The sequence below is a fragment of the Nannocystis exedens genome, from assembly GCF_002343915.1.
In the GTDB taxonomy this organism is placed as follows: domain Bacteria; phylum Myxococcota_A; class Polyangia; order Nannocystales; family Nannocystaceae; genus Nannocystis; species Nannocystis exedens.
This window is the reverse complement of sequence record NZ_NETK01000001.1, coordinates 9,079,616-9,099,862: the sequence shown is the minus strand read 5'-3', so window position 1 is coordinate 9,099,862 and position 20,247 is coordinate 9,079,616. Positions and strand designations below refer to the sequence as shown.

The following is a 20,247-nucleotide window of genomic DNA, read 5'->3' as shown; positions in this document are numbered from 1 at the left end:
GTGGCTGGCGCCGACCGCCGGCGGCGACCTCGGGCTGCGCGTCGACCTCGCTCGACCGCGGCCTGTCTCGTGATACTCTGCCGGGCCCTTGCCCCGCTCCGGCAGACGCACCGCGCTCGCCGCGTCCGTGGCGACGCCGGCGCTCGCCGCGATGGCGCTGCAGGCCCTCCGCGAGCTCGTGGGCGGGTTTCCGGCCGACGCGACGGCCCCGCACGACGACCTCCGACCGCTGCAGCGCGACCTCATCGGTCTGGTGACGCGGTCGGTGTTTCGCCTGCACGCGGAGGCGCGCGGCCTGTTGGCCGATGACTCGCTGTTCGGCCTCGGCGAGCGCCTCGACGCGGACGCTGCCGGCGATGCGGACGCGCTCGCGCAGCGGCGGACGGCGTGGCCGGAGCTGCTCGCGCGGGTGCGGGAGCTCGGCGGCGACGAGCCTTCGCGCCTGCTCGCGGGCCCGGGCGACGGCGCCGTCCTGCGGGCCCTGCGGGCCTTGCGGGGCATGGACGACCCGCGCGGCTGGTACGGCGCGCTCGACCTCGACGCGCTCGGCGGGGTCTACGAGGCGCTGATCGACTACCGCCTCCTGCGCACGCGCGGGCCGGGCCTGGTCGCGCGTCCGGGCGTCGTCGATCTGGCGGAGCTCCTGTCCCATGCGCCAGCCGAGCGCGCACGCCGGTTCACCGCCGCGGGCGGGGTGCTCGACGCCTCGCTGCAGGCGGCGCTCGCGGCCGCGACCACGCCCGCGGACGTGGCGGCGGCCGTCGCCGAGCGGCGGGGCGCGCGAGCGATGCAAGTGCTGCCGCCGGGATCGCTGTATCTGCAGCCGGGCGAGGAGCGCCGGCGGGCGGGGGCTCACTACACGCCGCGCGGGCTCGCCGACCCGATCGTGCGCGTTGCATTGCGACCCTTGCTGTCGGCGCTCGGCGAGCGGCCGACGCCGGGGCAATTGCTCGACTTGAAGCTGTGCGACCCGGCGGCCGGCTGCGGCGCGTTCCTGCTGGCCGCATGTCGCCAGCTCGGCGAGCGGCTCGAGCAGGCCTGGCGCGATCACGGTGTGGTGATTCCGCCGGCCGACGACGCCGGGGCGCTGGCGCGGCGCCAGGTCGCCCTGCACTGTCTGTACGGCGTCGACAAGGACCCGTGCGCCGTCGATCTGACCCGCCTTTCGCTGTGGCTGCTGACCGGCGCCGAGGGGTCGCTGCGCCATTTCATGGCCGCGGCGGTGCGCTGCGGCGACGCGCTGGTCGGGCTCGGCCCGGCCCAGATCGCGGCGTTCTCGTGGGACCCCGACGCGCGCGGGCCGACCGGCCGCGCCGTCGGCGCGTCGGTGCATTCGTCGGAGGGCGAGCCGGTGCGCCCGCCGACGGCGGACGCGGTGCATTCCTCGGACCGAGCGCGGACGCGAACGCCCCGGGACGCCACGGACAATGCGCATTCCTCGGGCCCCGAACCACCGCGCCCGCCCGCTGCCCCGGGCGCCTGCGAACGGGTGCATCGGTCGGGCCCCGAGCGACCGCGCCCGCCGGCGGCCTCCGGCGAGCGCGTCCATGCATCGGCGCGCGAGCGGGCGCGACGCGTCGGCGACGCCGCGGTCGCCGTGTTCTTCGCCCACGACGGCGACCGGCGGCGCGAGGAGCAGCGCGAGCGGCTGGCCCGCGCGACCGTGGAGCCGGCCCGGCGGGGCGACCTCACCGCGCTCGCGGTCCTCGATCGCCTCGCCGCCGGCCTCGCCGCCGGCGTACCCGCGGTGCTGCCATTCCACTGGGAGCTCGAATTCCCGGCGGTGTTCGCCCGCGACCCGCCCGGCTTCGACGGCTTCGTCGGCAACCCGCCGTTCTTCTGGGGCAATCGCATCAGTCGCGCGTTCGGCGACCGCTACCGCGACTGGCTGCTGCGCTGTTACCCGGGCTCGCACGGCAACAGCGACCTCGCGGCCTACTTCCTGCGGCGCTCGTTCGCCCTGCTGCGCCGCGGCGGCGCGCTCGGGTTCGTCACCACCAATTCGATCGCCGAGGCCGACACGCGGGCGACCGGGCTCGAGCCGCTGCTGCGCGCCGGAGGCATCATTTATGAGGCGGTGCGCAGCGCCGAGTGGGACGGGAGCGCCAGCGTCCGCGTCGCCCACGTGTTCGTCGCCAAGGGCGGCGATCCGGGCGAGCGCCGGCTCGACGGCGAGGTGGTCGCGGAGATCGGCGCCGACCTGCGGCGGCCGCGGGCGGCGTGGACGGCGGTGCGCCTGCGCGAGCGCGCCGAGGAGAGCTACAAGGGCGTCGACTTCGGCGGCACCGGCTTTCTGCTGACGGCCGAGCAGCGCGACGCCATCATCCGCGCCGCGCCGCACGAGGCCGCGTGCATCCGGCCCGTGCTCAACGCCAGCACCTTCACCGCGTCGCCGCAGCAGCGGCCCGCGGGCTTCATCATCAACTTCACGGGGCTCTCGCTCGCCGAGGCCGAGCGGTATGCGCAGTGCATGGCGATCGTCCGCGAGCGGGTGCTGCCGCGGCGCGCCCTCGACAAGCGCAAGGCCCGGCGCGAGCGCTGGTGGCTGTACAACGAGGCCTGCGTCGGGCTGTACCGCGCGATCGCGGGCAAGGCGAGGGTGCTCGTCTGCCCGGTGGTCGCCAAGTACGTCACCTTCGCGCTGGTCGAGGCGCGCGCGGTGTTCACCAACGCCCTCAACGTATTCACCTTCGACGACCACGCGTCGCTGGCGGTGCTGCAGTCGCGCGTCCACGAGCTGTGGGCATTGACGCAAGGCTCGAGCCTGCGGGCCGACCCGCGCTACAACCCCTCCGATTGCTTCGAGACGTTCCCGTTCCCCGCCGGGTGGCAGCATTCCGCGGCGCTGGCCGACGCCGGGCGCAGCTACGACGAATGCCGGCGCCGCTGCATGATCGCGGGCGACCACGGGCTGACGAGCCTCTACAACCGCTTCCACGACCCGGAGGACCGCGCCGGCGACGTCGCCGAATTGCGCGAGTTGCACGCGGCGCTCGACCGGGCCGTGCTGGCGGCCTACGGCTGGACCGACCTGGCCGCGCAGGCCGAGGCAGAATTTCGCCGGCGCGACGAGAGCGGGCGAATCACGCGACCGACGATTCGCCTCGAGTGGCCGGCGGCGTTCGCCGACGAGCTGCTGGGGCGCCTCCTGGCGCTGAATCAGCGGCGCGCCGAGCGGCCGGCGAGCGCGACCGTCGCTCCTCGTCCGGGAAGCTGAACCGGGGGCTCACGCCCTCGCCGCCGGCGACGCTCGTGCAGCCGCACCTCCGCGGACACGGGCCAGTTCCACGCAGGCACAATCGCAGTCGCACGCCGTCGCCGAGCACGCGCCGATCGTCGCTCCCTGGACCGCGCCCCCGCGCTCGCGTGAACGAATCACGCCAGCGGCAGGTACAGCTCGGTGTGGAGTCGCTCGGGCGGCGTGTTGGTGGGGTCGTTGCGGTACACCTCGTAGCTGTGGCCCTCGCCCACCCGCTGCCCGCTGCGCGGCAGCCATCCGCCCATCAGCCGCGACCACGCGTCGCCGAGCTCGGTGTACGGGCCGATGTGGGTCGTCCGGGCGTAGCGGCCGGCGGGGAGGCGCTGCTCCCCGAGGCCGGCGGGCAGCGGCACGCCCTCGGGGACCACCAGGCCGGCGTCGGAGCGCAGCTGCTCGGGCGGGGTGACCTCGGGCTCGTCGTAGTAGATGGCGACCATCGCCGCCGCCGGGCTGGCGAACAGCCCGGCCGGCCCGGCCAGCGCCCCGAGGCGGGCGAAGGCCTCGGAGATCCGATTGTAGGGACCGATGTGGGTGACGGTGGCGACCCGCAGGGCGGGCCTGGTCTCGATGTCGACTTGCATGATGGACTCCTTGGTGGCGATGTGAACATGGAGCTCGCGCGTCGGGTCGTCGCAGTAATGCACGCCCGAGGGCGCGGCGAGCTCGGCTTGCGGCGGCCGGACGCAGCCGGTCCGCGGATCGGGGACGCCCTGCCGGAAGGCCGACGGCGGCACGCCGTAGGCCTGGCGAAAGGCGCGGGTGAAGGCCTCATGGGTCTCGTAGCCGGCGTCGAACGCGATCGCCGTGACCGCGGCGTCGCTCGTCAGCAGCGCGCGTGCGGCTCGCTCGAGTCGCAGGCGTCGGTGCATCTCGAGCGGCGTCTCGCCGACCATCCCGCGGAACACCCGGTGGAAGTGGAACGGCGACAGCGCGGCCCCGCGGGCCAGCGCCGCCAGGTCGAGGGCCTGGTCGAGCGTCCGGGAGATCTGGACGACCGTGCGCAGCACCGCCGCCTCGTAGAAGGATTGCGTCTCCGCCTTCACGCCCGGAGTCGTACCGCAGCCCGCGCCCCCCGACTTGACGACCCTTGCGAATTTGCCCGACCCCCGCTCAAAGCGGCCAATCCCCGCCCGCCGCCGCCACCAGCGAGGACAGCGCGAGATCGCGCACATCGACCTCGACCAGCGGCGGCAGCCACCAGCGGCAGCGCGGACCGGGCGTCACGGTGAATGCCACCACCTCCGCGGGCTCGCCGGCGTCGAGCTGCCAGCGCCGGCAATCGTCGCGGAACAGCGCGATTCGTGGCAGCGGCTCGGTGAGCCGGCGGCGGATCCGATAGTGACCCGCGGTCGCGCCGGCGAATCGCCGCGACAGGTCGGCGAGCCCGGCGTGGGCGCGCGCGGCCCACTGCATGCCGGGGCCCTGGGCGAAGCGCGCGACGTCGACGGCGATCGCGGTGCAATCGTCCGCATCGCCGCAGACCTCGAATCGCGTCAGATCGAGGGTCGGCGTGACGGCCACGATCACCGCCACCCGGCCCTCCTCGAGCGCCACGACGCGCCAGTCGCCCGGCAGCGGGTCGGGCAGCGCCGAGCGGTCGGCGCGTACGACCAGCAGGTCGCGCGTCTCGTGCCCGGCTGCACGCCCGTCGGGCGGCTCGAGCGCGGCCAGCGTGGACACCAGGTCGAACGCTCGCGGGCCGCGGAGGTGGCGATAGAGGTCGCCGAACGCCAGGCCGCGGCCGTACAGCTCGCGCCCGATCGCCTCCGCCTCGACCAGGCGGAGCTGCGGATCGAAGGCGCGCTGCGCCGCCCACAGCCCGACGTGTCCTGCCGCCACCAGGCCCGCGATTGCGAGGCGCACCCGGGGAGGGATCCGCGGGCTCAGCCCCAGGCTCACGACGAGCGCCGCCGGCGTGACCACCGGCGCGAAGTAACGCGGGTCGAGCCCGTGGCCGCTGACCCGCGACAGCAATGTCAACACCACCGCACCGTAGATGCAGGCGAGCGCGGCGACGATCCGCGCCCGTCGCAGCTCGGGGCCGGCGAACCATCGCCGCGCCGCCAGCCCGGCGGCGAGCGCCAGCACGAGCCCGCCGAGCCCCGCCATCGCATGGGCCGCGACGATCGCTCGGTTCTCGGCGAACGCCCCGGGCGAGCTCGCCGCGAGCGCGCCGACGAACACCAGACTCGCCGCCGGCAGCGCCAGCGCCGGCCGGCGCGCCGTCGCGGCTGCCACGAATACCGCGAACGGCACCAGCACCGCGGCGCCGACGTGGATGTCGACCGCCAGCGCCAGCGCGGCCGCGGCGGCGACCAGCGCCGGGGCGCCGCCGGTGCGCACCCCGTGCAGCAAGCCGAGGAATGTCAGCACCAGCGCCAGCGGCCACGGCGTCGGGTTCCACAGCCGCGGGTAGCCGATCGTCCACAGCGTGAGCGGGAACCACAGCGCCCAGGTCAGCGCATTCGCGGGCGCGCCCAGGCGGCGCGCGACCAGCGGGACCAGGGCGGCCGCGCACGCCACCAGCAGGTCGGCGACGCGCTCGATCGCCGCCAGCTCCCAGCCGAGGAGCTCGCGCAGCTCGAGCAGGCGCGACCAGGTGGCGCCCTGCATCAGCCCCGCGAAGCTGCTGCGGGGCCCGGCGCCGGGGCAAGGACCGCCGAGCACGCAATCGCGGGCGATCAGCAGATCGCGGGCGGTGTCGAGGTGGAGCGGCGCGTGGGCGCGAAACCCCGTGAGGAGCGCCCACGTCCCGGCGAAGTAGGCCAGCGACGCGCGCCGGCTCGGCGTCACTGGTGGGTCTCGAGCCACTCGTGCATGAAGCGCCCGGAGCATGCGGCAGGTCCCGCGCCCACCCGAGCGCGGCCCTCGAAGCTCTACCACGGCCAAAACTGGCCCGGCGCGGAAACCACGCTGTCGCCCGCTCGCAGCTCCCCCTGTCCGTGACCCAGGTCGGGCCTGGGACGCGAACGCGCGGTCGCGCCGGCGCCCATTGTCCTTTAAAACTTCCCGGTCCCGCCGGAGGCGCCGAGCACTTGCCCCGTGCAATAGCTCGACTCCGCCGACGCCAGCAGCACGTACAGCGGGGCGATCTCCGCCGGCTGGCCCGGGCGGCCGAGCGGGGTGTCGCCGCCGAAGTTCGCCAGCTTGTCCGGCGGCTGCCCGCCGCTCGGCTGCAGCGGCGTCCAGAACGGCCCGGGCGCGATCGCGTTGACGCGGATCCCCTGCGGCGCGAGCTGCTTGGCCAGCGACTTGGAGAAGGCGACGATCGCCGCCTTGGTCTGCGCATAGTCGAGGAGGTTGGCCGACGGATCGACGGCCTGTACCGACGCGGTGTTGATGATCGACGCGCCGGCCGACATGTGCGGCAGCGCGGCCTTGGTGATCCAGAACATCGCGTACACGTTGGTCTTGAAGGTCGCGTCGAAGTCCTCGGTGGTCAGCTCGAGGATCGACTTGCGCTGCTGCTGTCGGGCCGCGTTGTTGACGAGGATGTCGAGCCCGCCGAGCTGCTCGACCGCGGCCGCGACCAGCCTCTTGCAGAACGCCTCGTCGCGGATGTCCCCGGGGACAGCCACGGCCTTGCGCCCCTCGGCGCGGATCAGCGCGATCACCTCCTGCGCGTCCGACTCCTCGGCCGGCAGATAGTTGATGGCCACGTCGGCGCCCTCGCGGGCGAAGGCGATCGCCGCCGCGCGGCCGATGCCCGAGTCGCCGCCGGTCAGCAGCGCCTTGCGCCCGGCCAACCTGCCGGACCCGCGGTAGCTCTTCTCGCCGTGGTCCGGCCGCGGCGTCATCTTGCTCGCCAGCCCTGGCCACGGCTGCGGCTGCGCCGGGAACGGCGGGCGCGGGTACTGCGTGGTCGGGTTCTGCGGCCGGGCCGTCTTCACGGACCCGCCGGCGCTCGCGGGCGCCGCGGCGGCGGTGGCCGAGCCCGCGACGGCCGCCGCCGCGAGCCCGGCGCTCATCGTGCCGACCAGCCGACGTCGCGTGATCGTGTCGCTGTCCTTCGGTGCCATGCGTCTCCGCGGGCAGGTATGGACCCCCCGGCTCGCCGCGCCACCTCGCGTCGGGCGGCGCAGGCCGCCGGGCGCGCGTCGTCGGCCGCGCGACCGAGGGCTGGGCCGCCCGGCCCGTCCGGCGTGCAGCCGACCGGCCCGGGGAGCGGCGCGACGAGGAGCCGCGCAAGCTCCGCGCTCCCCGGGCGACCGGGGTCGACGCCAACAGGCGCATGCCGGGCGACGTCCCGTCCACGCGAAAAAGATGTCGTGCCGGCGAATTGAAACGGCCGGAGCTTCGACATCGCAGGTGTCGCCCGGCGACATCGTCACTCTCCCCTAAGAGACAGCCCTGCGCGCCTGATCCCCGCTCTGCTCACCCTGCGTCGGTCGCTTCCCCGAGTGCGTCGCGCTCGCCGGAGATCGACCGCAGAAGCGGCTCGGCGGCGATCGGGTCGCAGCGCACGAGAAGGAACGTTCGACATGATTGTGCAATCCATCTCCCCGAGCACCGCGCGGATCCTCCTTACCGCCATCGGAGCCGCCCTCTCCTCGATGCCCGCGGTGGCGCTCGCGGCCACCGACATCGCCCTCGCCGCCTCGAACACGCCCGGCCTGACGTGCGTGAACATCACGTACGACTGTCCCGAGCCGTCGGCTGCCCAGCTCTACGTCGATTCGGCCCTGCTCGTCGACTACGCGCCCGGGCTGGACCTGCTGACGCCGCCGCGGGCGCCGTGCCTCGACGAGTCCGAGTTCGGCTCGGGCTCGCACACGATCGTCGCCACCGGGACCTGCGGCGGCGTCGTGACGACCGATGCTTTGGCCGTCCACTTCACCAACCCCGCCGTCGACATCCTGGACGTCAAGGTCGCCGGGTTCTCCCACACCTCCGGCGACACGGTGGCGGTCACCGTGTACGCGCCCGAGGCGGGGCTCGACATCGCGGTCGACTTCGGCGCCGTCGACAGCGAGTACGACCCCGGCGACGAGTTCGTCGTCGACCTCGGCGGGGGCAGGTACCTGGTCACCTACGTGCTGTCGGCCACCAACACGACGCCGGCCGGCGAGTACGACCTCCCGATCGAGATCACCGACGGCATGGTGAGCCGCACCGTGTGGGACGCGTTCACGGTCCGCTACACCCCCGAACCGACCGGCGCGATCACGGTCCACGACAGCACCAACGGCGACTTCGTCATCGGGGACATGCCCGTGGGCAGCTCGACCGCCGTGGCCCTCGACACCGCCTCGTTCACGATCGTGAACTCCTCGGGCGGCGCGGCCACGCTGAGCGGCAAGATCTTGACGCCGACCAACATGGACGGCAAGGCGCTGATCGTCAACATCCGCGAGGCCGGCACGGACGGCTACGCCACCAGCGAGGTGTGGATCAAGAACTCGACGTGCTCGTCGAGCGCGCCGTGCTCGGCCCAGATCTCGCTGCCGCTGCGGATTCGTCCGTCTCACCTCGCCGGGGTGAGCAGCGGCGACCCGTTCTCGATGGAGCTCAGCTTCGGCACCTACGCGGCCGGGAACCTGGCGTACACCCCCGTCATGGCGGTGCCCCCGGCGTGGAACATCGGCTCCTGGCTCCCGCCGGGCACGATCAGCATGAGCGGCGCGCTCACGTACCAGCGCATCACCCAGAGCGGGGCGGCCGACCCGGGCAACGCGAGGCACCCGCAGTACGGCGTCATGAGCACGAGCTCCGCGACCCACCCCTTGCGCAAGGTCACCATCGAGATCCTCGACGATTGCGGCCATGTGTATACCACCCTCACCAACGAATCGGGGATGTGGCAACGGGTCGTCCCCAGGGAGTGCGGCAGCAACAATTACACCGCGCGCGCCAAGCCGCACGCCGGCAACGGGGTCTTCCGCGTCATCAGCCGCGGCTACAACGGCCTGACCCACCATAGCGTGCTCGGCACCGTCAACATCCCGGCCAACGTGTCCTCGCACGACTGGGGCACCAAGTACTACTCGCAGTTCAACAGCGAGTACGGCGAATTCTCCACGTTCATGAGCGGGATTCACCTGCAGGAGTGGGCCAAGCCGTACCTCCTCGGCGACGCGGAGCTCGGCGCCTTCCCGTGGCTCTACTTCCAGTTCGACAACGGCAACGTCGGTTGCGGCGGGACCTCGTGCTATGTTCTCGGGTCCACGACGATCGAGGTGTGCGGCACCGCCTCGAACCCCGATCAGAGGGACCCGTTCGCGCTCGCGCACGAGACCCTGCACTGGTTCCAGCACCAGTTCATGGCCAAGCTGGACGGGAACTCGGGCCCGAACGAGTGGGCCGGCGCGTTCGGCGAGGGCTTCGCCTCGATGATGGTGAAGGAGCTGCTCGGGACGAACTGGTTGTTCAAGGCCGCCACCGGGGTCGGCGAGTGCGAGCTCTTCGACTTCCAGGGCAACTTCAAGCAGGCGAGCGGCGGAACCGGCGCCTGGGTCGCCGCGCTGCCCCTCGACCTCTACGCCACGACCGGAGACCAGGGCTTCGGCGGCTGGTCCGCGCGCATCCTGTGGGACTTCTGGGACGGCGGGGCGGCCGAGCCCGCGAACACGTTCACCCGCTACGACAACGGCGACGGCCTGATCCTCGCGGCGAATCCGGCGACGGTGAACTTCGGCACGTTCGACACCTTCGGCTCCGCGGCCGACTTCCAGGACGTGATCGTCCGCTACCTCGGCGGCAACCACATGCCCGCGAACCCGGCCCGCCCGAACCTCGACACTCGCGGCGGCGTCGGCCTCGACATGACCGAGTTCCTCGACGGCGCGCTCTGCCGCAACCACGTCGAGTGGACCGACATCGAAGAGCTCGTCCACGACATGATGCAGTTCTCCTCGTACAGCTACCTGACCGCGCCGGTCGCCTGTCCCTGAGCGCGCCCCACTCCGCCCGACGACTTCAACCCGAACGCGCGCAGCGGAACCCCGTCTCGAGCGTCTCGTTGAGGTCGTCGCGCCCCCCGCCCTGCCGCTGCGAGGTGCGCAGGGAGTATCCGCCCTGGCTGAGCGTCCACGCGCCCCAGCCCGAGCCCCGCCGGGAGACGGGGCCCTCTGTCGGCTCGCGGAGCGGATCCTCGGCCGGGAGGCCCTCGTACCCGGCGAAGTCGTAGCCGTCGGCGGCCCACTCGAGGACGTTCCCTGACATGTCACAGGCGCCGTACGGCGAAGCGCCGCGCCGGCAGAACATTCCCACGGGCGTGAGGGTCTCGAACATGGCCCGATACGGGCACGCCTCGCCCGGCTTCACCCCGGCGATGTCCCACGGCCTGAAGTTGGCGTGCTCGCAGGTGGGCTCGGTGGAGCCCCACGGGTATTTACGGCCGTCCGTACCGCGGGCCGCCTTCTCCCACTCCGCGTCGCTCGGCAGTCGCTTCCCGAGCCACGCACAATACGTATTGGCCTGCGTCCAGGTGACCGAGGCGACCGGCATGTCGTCCTGCCCCGGGACGAACGTCCCGTCCTTGTACCACTCCGCGTCCCACCGCGGCGGCGCCGCACACACGCCCGCTGCGATGCACAGGCGGTAGGAGCCCTTCGTCACCTCCAGGCGATCGATCCAGAACGCGTCGAGCGTCACCTGGCGGTACGGCAGCTGCGTCTTGGGGCACGGCCCCGAGCTCGCGTCGGTGTCCACCCCCTCGCGGCAGCCCATCCAGAACGGCCCGGCCGGCACGCGCACCATGCCGTCCTGCTCCAAAGTACAGGTGCCCGTGTCGGGGTTGCAGGCGCCTTCGCTGCAGACGCCGTCGGGGCCGCACGCGCATCCCAGCGTGCCGCAGGCGCAGCTCGCCCCGGAGCCGCACTCGGGTGGCTCGGCCGTGCCGCCTGCGTCGCTCGACCCGGCGCCGGTCGACGCGGACGAGCCGGAGCTCGGCACGCCGGCGTGACCCGATGTGGTCGAGTTCGTCGCGGTCGAGCTTCGATCGTCGCTCGCCGGCGGCTTGCACCCGCAGGCGGCCCCGAGCAGCGCGAGCAGCCACGAGGCCGCGCAGCGACGTGCGGGGCTCGGTGAAGAGGGGGTGCGGACAGGACGGTGGAACGTGGGCATCGGCGACTCGCGGGGCTCGAGCGGGGGTGGGCGCGGAAAGGCTATCCGAACCCTCGCGGAGTGAATTCGACGGTCCCCCGGAATCAATTCGCCGGGCCCCCATTTTTCCCGGAAGCGGGGTCGCTCGCGGCCGTCCCCGCCCGCCTCGCCGGGGTCGCTCCTGAACCGGGGGTCGCGCCCCCGAGCGCGCTTGCGGGCCCGCAGGGGTATTTTTCGGCGAGCGACGGCCTTCGAGCCGTGTCCCTCGCTCGGTCGGCGGCGCGACGAGCAGGTGGTCTTCATTGTACAGCGCGGCGATACAGCGCCGTGAAAAAATGACGAATTGTCGGCAGTGCGGGCGGGCTCTACCCTCGGGTCGGAGTCAAAACCCATGAATCTCGGTCGCCTTCGTCTTCATGCATTTCGTCGGGCTGCCGCGCTCGCCGTGGCTGGGCTGCTCGCTTGTGACAGTCCCGCACCGTCCACCACCGCGACGGAGAGCTCGACCGCGGACCCGACCGGCGCGTCGACGGGCCCGGGCTCGTCGACCGACGATTCCAGCGGGCAGACCGCGAGCGGGTCGAGCCCGGACACCACGGGGACCAGCGCGCCGACCACCGGCCAGGGCCAGGACACCACCGAGACCGGCGCACCGACCTCCACCACCACGGAGGAGAGCACCACGGACACCGGCGCCGCCGCGCCGAGCTTCACCGAGGTCTACGAGTCGATCTTCATGACGAACGGCTGTCTCGCCGGCTACTGCCACGGCAACATGGCAGGCGAGCTGCTGATGACCGACGAGGCCACCGCTCACGCCAATCTGGTCGAGGTCGAATCGTCGCAGGTCACGTGCGGCCTGCACGTGCGCGTGGTCCCCGGTGCGCCGGAGGAGAGCGTCCTGTGGCGCCACGTCCGGCCGATCGCCCTCGACGAGGGCGACGTGTGCGCGGCGAAGATGCCGGCAGGTTCGATGGGCCTCGGGGAGGCGGACGCGCAGCTCGTCTACGACTGGATCGCCGGAGGAGCGCTCGAGTGAGGCGGCTGGCGCTCTCGCTCGGGATCGCGGCGCTCGGCTGCGACGGCGCCGGCGCAGAGGCCGTGCCGGCGCCCGTGGCGGCCGCGCAGCCCGTCGAACCCGTGCCTGCGGCGGCGCCGGCCGATCCCGCCGCGATCGGCGGCTGGCTGCGCGCGTCCGGCTACCGCGACTGGCCGGCGCAGTCGCGCGTGCATGCGACCAGCGAGCACGGCGGCGCGCGGGTGTTCTTCAACGAGACGCTGGCCGCGTCGATGCGCGCGGGCACGGGCGAGCACCCGATCGGGTCCGCGGCGGTGCGCGAGCTCTACGAGGGCGACCTGGTGACGCTGCGCGGCTTCGCGGTGATGCTCAAGCTGCGCGCGTCCGGGCCGGGCGGCGAGGGCTGGTTGTGGTACGAACAATTCGGGACGGACGCGGGCGCGAAGCGCCTGGTCGCCGGGACAGGCGAGCGCGGTTGTGTCGGGTGCCACGACGCAGGCATCGACTTCGTGCACCCGCCCGAGCCCGGCTGACCGCCGATCGCTCGGCGCCCTCGAGGCCGCCGTCGCGTGGCGAACGCTGCCGGACGATGCGCGGCCCGCGGCTTGAGTCGAGCATCGACCCGGCACAATCTCTGCCCATGCCCCGGCCGACCATGATCGACCAACGCAGCTCGCGCTTGCAGGCCGCGTATTGGGAGTACATCTCCGAAGTCTTCCCCGGGATCGACTTCCGCCGCTGGTGCGAGTGGGGCGAATGGGACGACGACTACCGCGCGTTCGCGGTGGTCGAGGACGGCCGCGTGCTCGCCAATGCCTCGGTCAGCCGCATGCGCCTGCGCGTGCAGGGCCGGGACATCGTCGGCTGTCAGCTCGGCGCGGTCGGCTGCCTGCCCGAGCATCGCGGCCGCGGCCTCGCCCGCGCGGCGATGACCGCCGCTCTGGCGCATTGCGGCGACGCTCCGGTGCTGCTGTTCGCCAACGAGACGGTGCGCCACTTCTACCCGCGCTTCGGCTTCGTGCCGCGACCGCAACACGTCTTCGGGGCCGAGCACGGCGCCGCCCCTGCCCCCGATCCCGCGCCCGTCGTCGACCTCGCCGATCCGGCCCAGCGAGCGAGCTTCCGGGCCCTGGCCGCCCTGGCGACGCCGATCAGCGATCGCTTCGGCGCCCGCGGCTATGGCTCGATTGCGACCTGGTACGCCGCCAACGGATTCGCCAGCCCGTTGCGGGCGTTGAACGAGGACGCCTGGGTGTTCGCCAAGATCGAGGGCGACGTCCTGCACATCGACGACATCGTCGCGCGCGCGCCGTTCGACCTGCGCGAACAATTGCCGCGCCTGATCGATCGGCCGATCCGGGCGCTGCGCTTCGGCTTCACCCCCGATCTGTGGTGGCCGCAGGCCGAGCCGGTCGAGGTGGAGGCCGACGCCTACCTGTTCGTGCGCGGCCTGGCGACGCGTTCGCTGCCCGACCGCTTCCCGGTGCTCGCGCGCACCTGATGGCGTCCCTCCCCGCGCGTCGGGGTCGGACCCGGGCCTCGACGAGCGGGGCCAACGCGCCGGTGAACGTGGCCCCCTGCTCGAGACCAATGAAGACGTGGGCCGATCCTGCCTCCGGCGACCCCTTTGGCCTGCGCGCCTACGTGACTCGCAATCAGGACATTGCGCTCGAGCAGAACACCAGGCCGGACGAGCCGACGAACGAGGGCGAGGCTGCTCCCACAGGCGGCGTTCCGGACTTCGGGGCGCTGACAGTGCCGTTCGCGCTCGAGAACTGCCAGGAGCTGGGGGGCTTCCATGACGCGCGGCCGCGGATCGCTCACCGGCGGATCGCCCGCGGGCGCGAGCCTCGCAGGCGATCGCCGGTGGGCGCTCACAGGTGCGGGCAGGGCATCGCCCCGGCCGGACGCGCGCGCAGCACGGCGTGGATCGCCGCGACGATGGTCGCGCGATACGGGTCGCCGACGAGGTCCTCCATGCTGAAGAGCCGGTCGGCGGCGAGGTTGATGAACTGCTGCCTCGCCGCGCCGCCGAGCGTCGCGAGGGTCGCGGCGATCGTGTCCGGCGCGAGCGCGATCTCGGCGGCGTTGCGGCTGGCGGTCGGGGTGTTCCACTGGACCGCGTAATTGAAGAGCGCGGCGTACCAGGCCTCGGGGCTGGCGTAGAGGTCGGCGAGCGCGTCGACGACGCCGCGCTCGGACGACCAGCTGACGCGGCCGCCGAAGGGGTCGTCGAGGTAGGCCGCCTCGTTCGAGGCGATCAAGTCGGCGAGCGCGCGGTCGATGTAGCCGGCGAACTCCGGGGTGGCGTTGTTCTCGTAGTCGAGGTCGTGCATGAACGCGAGGGTCGGGCCGCCCGCGGGGCTGACGTACGAGCCGCCCGAGTAGCGGCCGTCGACGGCGTCGAACACGTAGGACTTGAGGTGGAAGTATTTGGAAGTGCCGCCGCCGACGCACGCGAGGTACGAGTCGTAGAGGTAGCTGCGCCACGACGACCCGAGCATGCCGTCGCTGACGAGCCCGCCGGCGAGCAGCGCGTCGAGGGTCGCGGGCGCGACGAGCGTGTCGAGCCGCGTGTGCGGGAGCATCGCCGCCGAGCGCGAGCCCGAGCCGGTCCACACGGTCCGGGTGATCGCGTTCGCCGCCGGCCAGGTCGCGGTGTCGGCGTTGACGGTGAAGGCGAAGTCGCAGCGATCGAGCGTGGCGCCGCTGAAGTCGGCGCCGTCGAGGTCGGCGTACAGGAAGGGCGCGCGCCGGACGAGGCCGGAGAACACCGCGCCGTCGAGCTCGGTGCCGAAGAACCACCCGCCGTCGACCCCGCCGGCGAAGTGCACGTCGCGGAAGTCCTTCATCGTCACGTTCATCGCGAACGGGAAGGTGATCGTCGCGCCGCGGACGTCGACGCCGTTGTCGAGCGCGCTCTGCAGCTGCGCCGGCGTGGTGAAGACGAGCCCGCCGCCGCCGTCGCCGCCGCAGACGCCGCCCTGAGCGACCCAGCCGTCCTGCCCGCACGCGTAGTACTGCAAGTCCTCGCCGCAGACCTGCTGACCGCAGCTCGTCGCGTGCACCGCGTTGCCGAGATGGTCGGTGCCGCCGGGGCAGTCGCAGCCGTCATCACCGCCGCAGACGCCGCCCTGGGCGACCCAGCCGTCCTGCCCGCACGCGTAGTACTGGAAGTCTTCGCCGCAGATCTGCTGGCCGCAGACGGTCGCGTGCACCGCGTTGCCGAGGTGGTCGGTGCCGCCGGGGCAGTCGCAGTCGTCGTCGCCGGCGTCGTCGCCGCCGCCGCAGACACCGCCCTGCGCGACCCAGCCGGTCTGCCCGCAGGCGTAGTACTGGAAGTCTTCGCCGCAGACCTGCTGGCCGCAGGTGGTCGCGTGCACCGGGTTGCCGAGGTGGTCGGTGCCGCCGGGGCAGTCGCAGCCGTCGTCGCCGCCGCAGACGCCGCCCTGCGCGACCCAGCCGGTCGGGCCGCAGGCGTAGTACTGGAAGTCTTCGCCGCACACCTGCTGGCCGCAGACGTCGGTGCTCACCGGGTTGCCGAGGTGATCGACGCCGCCGTCGCAAGGACACGCGCCGCCGTCGCGCAGGTCGATCGCGGACGCGTCGTCGCGGTCGGCCGTCGCGTCGTCGCAGGCCAGGGGGGCGAGCACGGACGCGCTCAGCAGCAGCGAGGGCCCGAGACGCGAGGCGGAGAGCAGGGAGCGGGAGAGCGAGGCGTGAGGACGCGTGAACGTGGTGGGCATGGACGATTCCTTGGTTGCCGCGCAGGCGCGCGACGCGGCGCAGGCGGAGCCCGACGCCGAGCACGACGCTCGCGTGGTCCGGCCTCCTGCGGGCATGACAGGCGGGCGGATCCGTTGTCGCAGCGCGCGGACGAAAAATTCGACCGCGCGTCGGCACGTAGGTCCGGGGCGTGACGGCGACAGGGGGATCGTCCGCGTCGCCTGCTCGGGGCGCGAGCGGCCGCTCCCCCGATCACGCTGCCGCCGCGCGAGTACTCCGGCACGCTCGGGCGAGAAGGCCGGGACCGACGCTCGAGCCGCCACGGCGCCGCCGCGCGTCAGCCGGGGATGGGCAATCACGCTGTGGGTGAGCGGGCCCGCGGGGCCGCTCCGGCCGTTGAGCCCGGGCATGGGGCCGAGGATCGGGCCGGTGCTCCGCGGCTCCGCGCGGGTGCAGTCGGCGAGGTCGTCGCCGGGGAACCGCGTGCCGAGGATGACGAGCGGACGACGCGCTCAGCTGTCGTCGCTCGAGCTCAGATGATCCAGGAGGTCGTCGACCGACGCGAACTGGACCGTCTCGATGCCGTCGTCCTTCTCGTCGACGACGACATCGTCGACGACGAGGTCCTCGCTGAGCTGCGCCCGGATCCAGCTGTCGGGGAACTGCTTCGGCGCGGCGAAGGAGAGCAGGAAGGCGTCGGTGAGGACGACCACGGAGCGGAGGGTCGGGTCGTCGCGCACGTCGGTCGTCTCGCTCACGCTCCGATCGCCGACCGCGTCCTCGATGTCCTCGGCGATCGCCCCGACGATCCGCCGCCATTGCGCGGTCGTCATCGTCAACACCCGTTCGACGGCGGCGAGGAGCCGGCCCTCGTCCAGCGCCGGTCGTTCATCGAGCTCAGGGTCGACGTTGACCATCACGTCGGCCCGGCGGCAGGCACGTGCGCGCCGCCGATGACGATCCCGTCGTCGGCGTAGGGCGCGGCCAAGAGCCGGCTCTTGGCGATCTCGTCCCGCAATTGATCGATCCGTCCCGTCGTCACCGTTCCTCGTCGCGCGCCGCGTCCCCGGGCTCAGGTCGCCGCCCGCCGATGAACGTACCCGCCTCGGCCGGGCGCGATCAACGTCTCCCGGGGATCGGCGCGCCGGCGGGCCCCGGCCGGCGCGAGCGCTTCGTGTACGTCAAGGCATCGCTCAGGTTGCGGCAGGTGATGAACCTCGTCATGTCGACTTCGATCGACGTGAGCGCGTCGGCGACGGCCGGCGAGACCCCCGACAAGATCCCGAGCGCTCCCAGCAGGCCCGCGGCCTTCATGATCCGCGCGAGGTGTTCGGCCGTGGCGATGTCGACGCTCTGAACCCCGGTCAAGTCGAGGATCGCGAACTGCGCCTTGCTGTGGGCAATCTGCTCGAGCAGCTTGTGCATCATTTCGCCGGCGCGGGCCTCGTCCACGCTGCCGAGGATCGGTAGCGCGAGCACGCCCTGCGAGACCTCGATGATCGGCGTCGACAGCTCCTCGATGGTCTGACGCTGCTCGACGAGGGCATGCTGCGCGGCCTCGAGGGCCGCGATCAGCTCGCTCTGGGCGGCGATGCGTGCGGTCGCCTGCTCGACCTCCTGGCGCTTTTCGACCAGTTCGGTGACGTTCCGCTGCAGCACGGCCGCGAAGTGGATCGCCCCGTCCCGGTCGCGCAGCGGGAAGATCGTATTCTCGATGTAGGCCCGTTCTTTGCTGGCTTGCGTGGTCACGTCGAGCGCGCCGAGGTCGATCAGCACGGGCTCGCAGACCTCGACCGAACCGGCGTCCAGCGCCGCACGGACGGCGCGGACGAGCTCGCGGAGGCTCGCCCCGTCCGGGGTCTCCGCGTGCTCGAAGGCGTTGTACTTGCCCACGATGTGCTCCCGCGGCAACCGCCAGAACTTCTCCGCGGTGATGTTGCACCCGGCGGCGACACCATCTCGGCCGTAGATCCACATCGGCTGCGGCACGGCATCGAGGGCAGCTTGGGGGAAGAGCTGTTGCAGATCGACGCCCTTTTCGTTGCTCGTCATGCGCTCGCGCTCGTCGGAGCACACGGTACCAAGGGAGATCCCCCTCAGGAAGCTTCCCTAGCCGCGCTCCTCGGCGAACGAGGACGCTGTCCTCGGGGACATCCCCGCGCGACGCGCCGGTGCCACCCATCGAGCACGGGGCGAGGGCTCCGCAGCGCCCGCCCCGCCGACCCGAGGCGGGTCCAGCGCCGGTTCCGTGCAGGGCCTGTCGGGGCGTGAAGGTGCGACGGGGTGGTCGAATATAGGCATGCCCTGAGCGACAGGTCTTTCAGGCCATGTCCTCAGCGCCAGCCGACGCGACGCGCCCACGCCTCCATCTCGGCCTGGCGCGCCGCGCGGTCCGCCGGCGGCGACTCGCCGGGCGGCGGTGGGCGGCGCCACACCATCGGCGGCAGGCCGACGGCCGCGCGCCGCTCCGCCAGCGACTCCGGCGCCTCGACCCCGACCATCGGCACCATCGCCGTGCCGTCGTCGCTCCAATCGTACTGCGTGCCGTAGCGCTGCGGCCGGCCCTCGGACACGCGGATCCGGTCCTCGAGCATCGCCACCTCCGCCGGATCGGCGTCGCCTTCGGCCGCGGCCGCCTGCAGCAGCGGCAGGCAGCCGCGCAGCAGCGCCGGCTCGCCGATCGCGTGCTGCACGATCCGCCACGCCGCGCTCGCCCCGTCCTCACCGACCAGCGCTCGCCCCGGCCAGCCGACCCGCGCCAGCACCTCGCGCAGGCGCGCCGCGTTGCGTCGGTGCACCGCCTCCATCTCCGGGTGGTAGCCGGCGAACAGGCTGCCGTCGCGCGCCAGTCGCTCGCGCGTCTCGTCGTCCTCGGCGATCCACCGAATCAGGTCGTTGCGCAATTCCTCGTCCATGCGCCGAGCATTGCCGCGGTCGCGTCCGCGTGCAACCCCTCCGGCAGCGAGCCGGAGCTCGGCCCCCGAGATTCCCGGGGGCACGCCGCCACGCGCAGGATCGCCGGCAGGGTCCGTGAGTCTCGGCAGGCCGAGCGCGAGGCCGGAATCCGAAGCAGCGTCGCAGCTCGACGAGCCTGGCGTCGCGCCCGTCGAGCCGGCGGCTAGAACGTCGGAGGCGCCGAGTCGAGGTCGGAGTCGAGGAAATCGCGGATCATCGGGATCAGCCAATCCGTCCGCTGAATCATGCCGATGTGGGTCGTGCTCGGCAGGACGGCCAGGCGGGACTCGGGCAGCCCGTGGATGTCCCCCATCTTTCCGCCGCCCTTGGCGCGGAACAGCTCCATCGCATGCTCGTACCGCACGCCGTCGGCGTCCCCGATGGCCATGAAGATCGGGGCCTCGATGTTCTTCACGTCCTTGGACCAATCATAAGGCTTCAGGTCGATGCCGATCACCTTCTGGACGAACTCCGGGAAATGGCCCGGATCGTTCCCAGAACCCACGTATTGTTCGTGGATCGGGGTGCCCTTGAACATCTCCGGGGTGAACGTCGCAAAGCTGGCCTCGACGTCGGGCCACCACCCGTCGTGCGCATAGACGCCCGACAGCACCACCAGCCGGCGCACCTTCTCGGGGTGGCGCACGGCGACCTGGAAGGCGACGCCGCCGCCCATGCTGTATCCCAGGACGTCTGCCCGCTCGATCTTCAGGTGCTCGAGCAGGCCGGACACATCGTCCGCCATACCCTCGTAGCTGAATTCGCGGGGAATGTCCCTCGTGCGGCCGTGCCCCTGCATCTCCGCTGCGATGACCTTCCGGTCCTTGGCCAGCAACGGGATGATGTGCGCCCAGTTCAACGGGATGTTCATGTAGGAGCCGTGCAGCAGGACGAGGGGCTTCCCCGCGCCGTAGACCTCGTAGTACATGCGCAGCCCGTGGACGTCGGCGTAGCCGCTGTCGACCGGCTCCATGCTCGGGCCGGCGACCGCTGCCGCTGGCTCGACGGAAGCGTTCGCTCCCGCCTCGGGGCGCGGCCGGCAGGACGCCACGGCCGCCACGGCAAGCGCCGCCGAGCGACTCGCTCGGATGTACCTGGGCATCGGCTTCACGCCGTCCTGTGCGCGTCGTACCCCGTGCGGGCGACGGCGTTGGACCAGGAGGGCGCGGGTGCGGGGCTGGATCATCAGGCGCGAAAACTACCCTCGCCCCAAAGGGCCTGCAAGTCCGGGGGAGCGCGCGGTACG

General features: G+C 72.6%; 15 protein-coding genes. 5 read left to right on the top strand and 10 right to left on the bottom strand.

The features are described 5' to 3' along the window. Window positions 1–88: 88 nt before the first annotated feature. Window positions 89–3,217: an Eco57I restriction-modification methylase domain-containing protein gene (locus tag NAEX_RS51265; RefSeq protein ID WP_170136281.1), complete on the top strand. Its 3,129-nt coding sequence runs from the start codon at window positions 89–91 to the stop codon at window positions 3,215–3,217. A gap of 158 nt (window positions 3,218–3,375) precedes the next feature. Here the strand turns inward: NAEX_RS51265 and NAEX_RS35665 are convergent, their stop codons facing one another. The 3 genes from NAEX_RS35665 to NAEX_RS35655 form a co-directional block, all read right to left on the bottom strand. Further along, window positions 3,376–4,302: an AraC family transcriptional regulator gene (locus NAEX_RS35665; RefSeq protein WP_170136280.1), complete on the bottom strand. Its 927-nt coding sequence runs from the start codon at window positions 4,300–4,302 to the stop codon at window positions 3,376–3,378. 67 nt (window positions 4,303–4,369) lie between these two features. After that, window positions 4,370–6,052 (bottom strand): hypothetical protein, encoded by a 1,683-nt coding sequence (locus NAEX_RS35660; RefSeq protein WP_096331931.1) that lies wholly within the window; start codon window positions 6,050–6,052, stop codon window positions 4,370–4,372. 206 nt (window positions 6,053–6,258) lie between these two features. Beyond that, window positions 6,259–7,278, bottom strand: coding sequence for an SDR family oxidoreductase (locus NAEX_RS35655; protein WP_096331930.1), 1,020 nt, complete (start codon window positions 7,276–7,278; stop codon window positions 6,259–6,261). A 462-nt stretch (window positions 7,279–7,740) separates the two neighbouring features. Here NAEX_RS35655 and NAEX_RS35650 point away from each other — a divergent pair, with 462 nt between their 5' ends. Beyond that, complete coding sequence (locus NAEX_RS35650; protein ID WP_143141339.1) at window positions 7,741–10,149, top strand: hypothetical protein; 2,409 nt, start codon at window positions 7,741–7,743, stop codon at window positions 10,147–10,149. A 25-nt stretch (window positions 10,150–10,174) separates the two neighbouring features. Here the strand turns inward: NAEX_RS35650 and NAEX_RS35645 are convergent, their stop codons facing one another. After that, window positions 10,175–11,323, bottom strand: a complete 1,149-nt coding sequence (locus tag NAEX_RS35645) for a formylglycine-generating enzyme family protein (RefSeq protein ID WP_170136279.1) — start codon at window positions 11,321–11,323, stop codon at window positions 10,175–10,177. A 424-nt stretch (window positions 11,324–11,747) separates the two neighbouring features. Between NAEX_RS35645 and NAEX_RS51260 the strand changes: the two genes are divergently transcribed. The 3 genes from NAEX_RS51260 (at window position 11,748) to NAEX_RS35625 (ending at window position 13,821) form a co-directional block, all read left to right on the top strand. Next, on the top strand, window positions 11,748–12,341 hold the full coding sequence (locus NAEX_RS51260) for a hypothetical protein (protein ID WP_170136278.1): 594 nt from the start codon (window positions 11,748–11,750) through the stop codon (window positions 12,339–12,341). Continuing rightward, window positions 12,338–12,853 carry a cytochrome P460 family protein gene (locus NAEX_RS35630; RefSeq protein WP_096331926.1) on the top strand — a complete coding sequence of 172 codons (516 nt, stop codon included), beginning with the start codon at window positions 12,338–12,340 and terminating at the stop codon, window positions 12,851–12,853. Before NAEX_RS51260 ends, NAEX_RS35630 begins: the two co-directional genes overlap by 4 nt. Before the next feature lie 107 nt (window positions 12,854–12,960). Beyond that, entirely contained in the window at window positions 12,961–13,821 is an 861-nt protein-coding gene (locus NAEX_RS35625; protein ID WP_096331925.1) for a GNAT family N-acetyltransferase, read from the top strand. Between the two features lie 373 nt (window positions 13,822–14,194). Here NAEX_RS35625 and NAEX_RS51255 read toward each other — a convergent pair whose 3' ends face one another. The 6 genes from NAEX_RS51255 to NAEX_RS35595 form a co-directional block, all read right to left on the bottom strand. Further along, a complete protein-coding gene (locus NAEX_RS51255) occupies window positions 14,195–15,973 on the bottom strand; it encodes a pentapeptide repeat-containing protein (protein WP_170136277.1) in 1,779 nt (592 codons plus the stop codon). Between the two features lie 585 nt (window positions 15,974–16,558). Beyond that, complete coding sequence (locus tag NAEX_RS35610) at window positions 16,559–16,963, bottom strand: hypothetical protein (protein WP_211302531.1); 405 nt, start codon at window positions 16,961–16,963, stop codon at window positions 16,559–16,561. Then, window positions 16,963–17,088, bottom strand: coding sequence for a hypothetical protein (locus NAEX_RS54050; protein WP_256254113.1), 126 nt, complete (start codon window positions 17,086–17,088; stop codon window positions 16,963–16,965). The genes NAEX_RS35610 and NAEX_RS54050 overlap by 1 nt, the downstream gene beginning before the upstream one ends. Before the next feature lie 77 nt (window positions 17,089–17,165). Continuing rightward, window positions 17,166–18,098: an STAS domain-containing protein gene (locus tag NAEX_RS35605; RefSeq protein ID WP_096331923.1), complete on the bottom strand. Its 933-nt coding sequence runs from the start codon at window positions 18,096–18,098 to the stop codon at window positions 17,166–17,168. A gap of 281 nt (window positions 18,099–18,379) precedes the next feature. Continuing rightward, entirely contained in the window at window positions 18,380–18,961 is a 582-nt protein-coding gene (locus NAEX_RS35600) for a DUF6624 domain-containing protein (RefSeq protein ID WP_096331922.1), read from the bottom strand. Window positions 18,962–19,164: 203 nt separating this feature from the next. Further along, the gene (locus NAEX_RS35595; RefSeq protein WP_211302530.1) at window positions 19,165–20,187 is read right to left on the bottom strand and encodes an alpha/beta fold hydrolase; all 1,023 of its coding nucleotides are present in this window, start codon (window positions 20,185–20,187) and stop codon (window positions 19,165–19,167) included. Between the last annotated feature and the right edge of the window lie 60 nt (window positions 20,188–20,247).

Excerpts from the sequence above, each read along its gene's own strand:
- NAEX_RS35655 (WP_096331930.1), bottom strand. The coding sequence starts at position 7,278 with ATGGCACCGAAGGACAGCGACACGATCACGCGACGTCGGCTGGTCGGC.
- NAEX_RS35650 (WP_143141339.1), top strand. The coding sequence starts at position 7,741 with ATGATTGTGCAATCCATCTCCCCGAGCACCGCGCGGATCCTCCTTACC.
- NAEX_RS35645 (WP_170136279.1), bottom strand. The coding sequence starts at position 11,323 with ATGCCCACGTTCCACCGTCCTGTCCGCACCCCCTCTTCACCGAGCCCC.
- NAEX_RS35625 (WP_096331925.1), top strand. The coding sequence starts at position 12,961 with ATGCCCCGGCCGACCATGATCGACCAACGCAGCTCGCGCTTGCAGGCC.
- NAEX_RS35610 (WP_211302531.1), bottom strand. The coding sequence starts at position 16,963 with ATGGTCAACGTCGACCCTGAGCTCGATGAACGACCGGCGCTGGACGAG.
- NAEX_RS35605 (WP_096331923.1), bottom strand. The coding sequence starts at position 18,098 with ATGACGAGCAACGAAAAGGGCGTCGATCTGCAACAGCTCTTCCCCCAA.
- NAEX_RS35600 (WP_096331922.1), bottom strand. The coding sequence starts at position 18,961 with ATGGACGAGGAATTGCGCAACGACCTGATTCGGTGGATCGCCGAGGAC.
- NAEX_RS35595 (WP_211302530.1), bottom strand. The coding sequence starts at position 20,187 with ATGATCCAGCCCCGCACCCGCGCCCTCCTGGTCCAACGCCGTCGCCCG.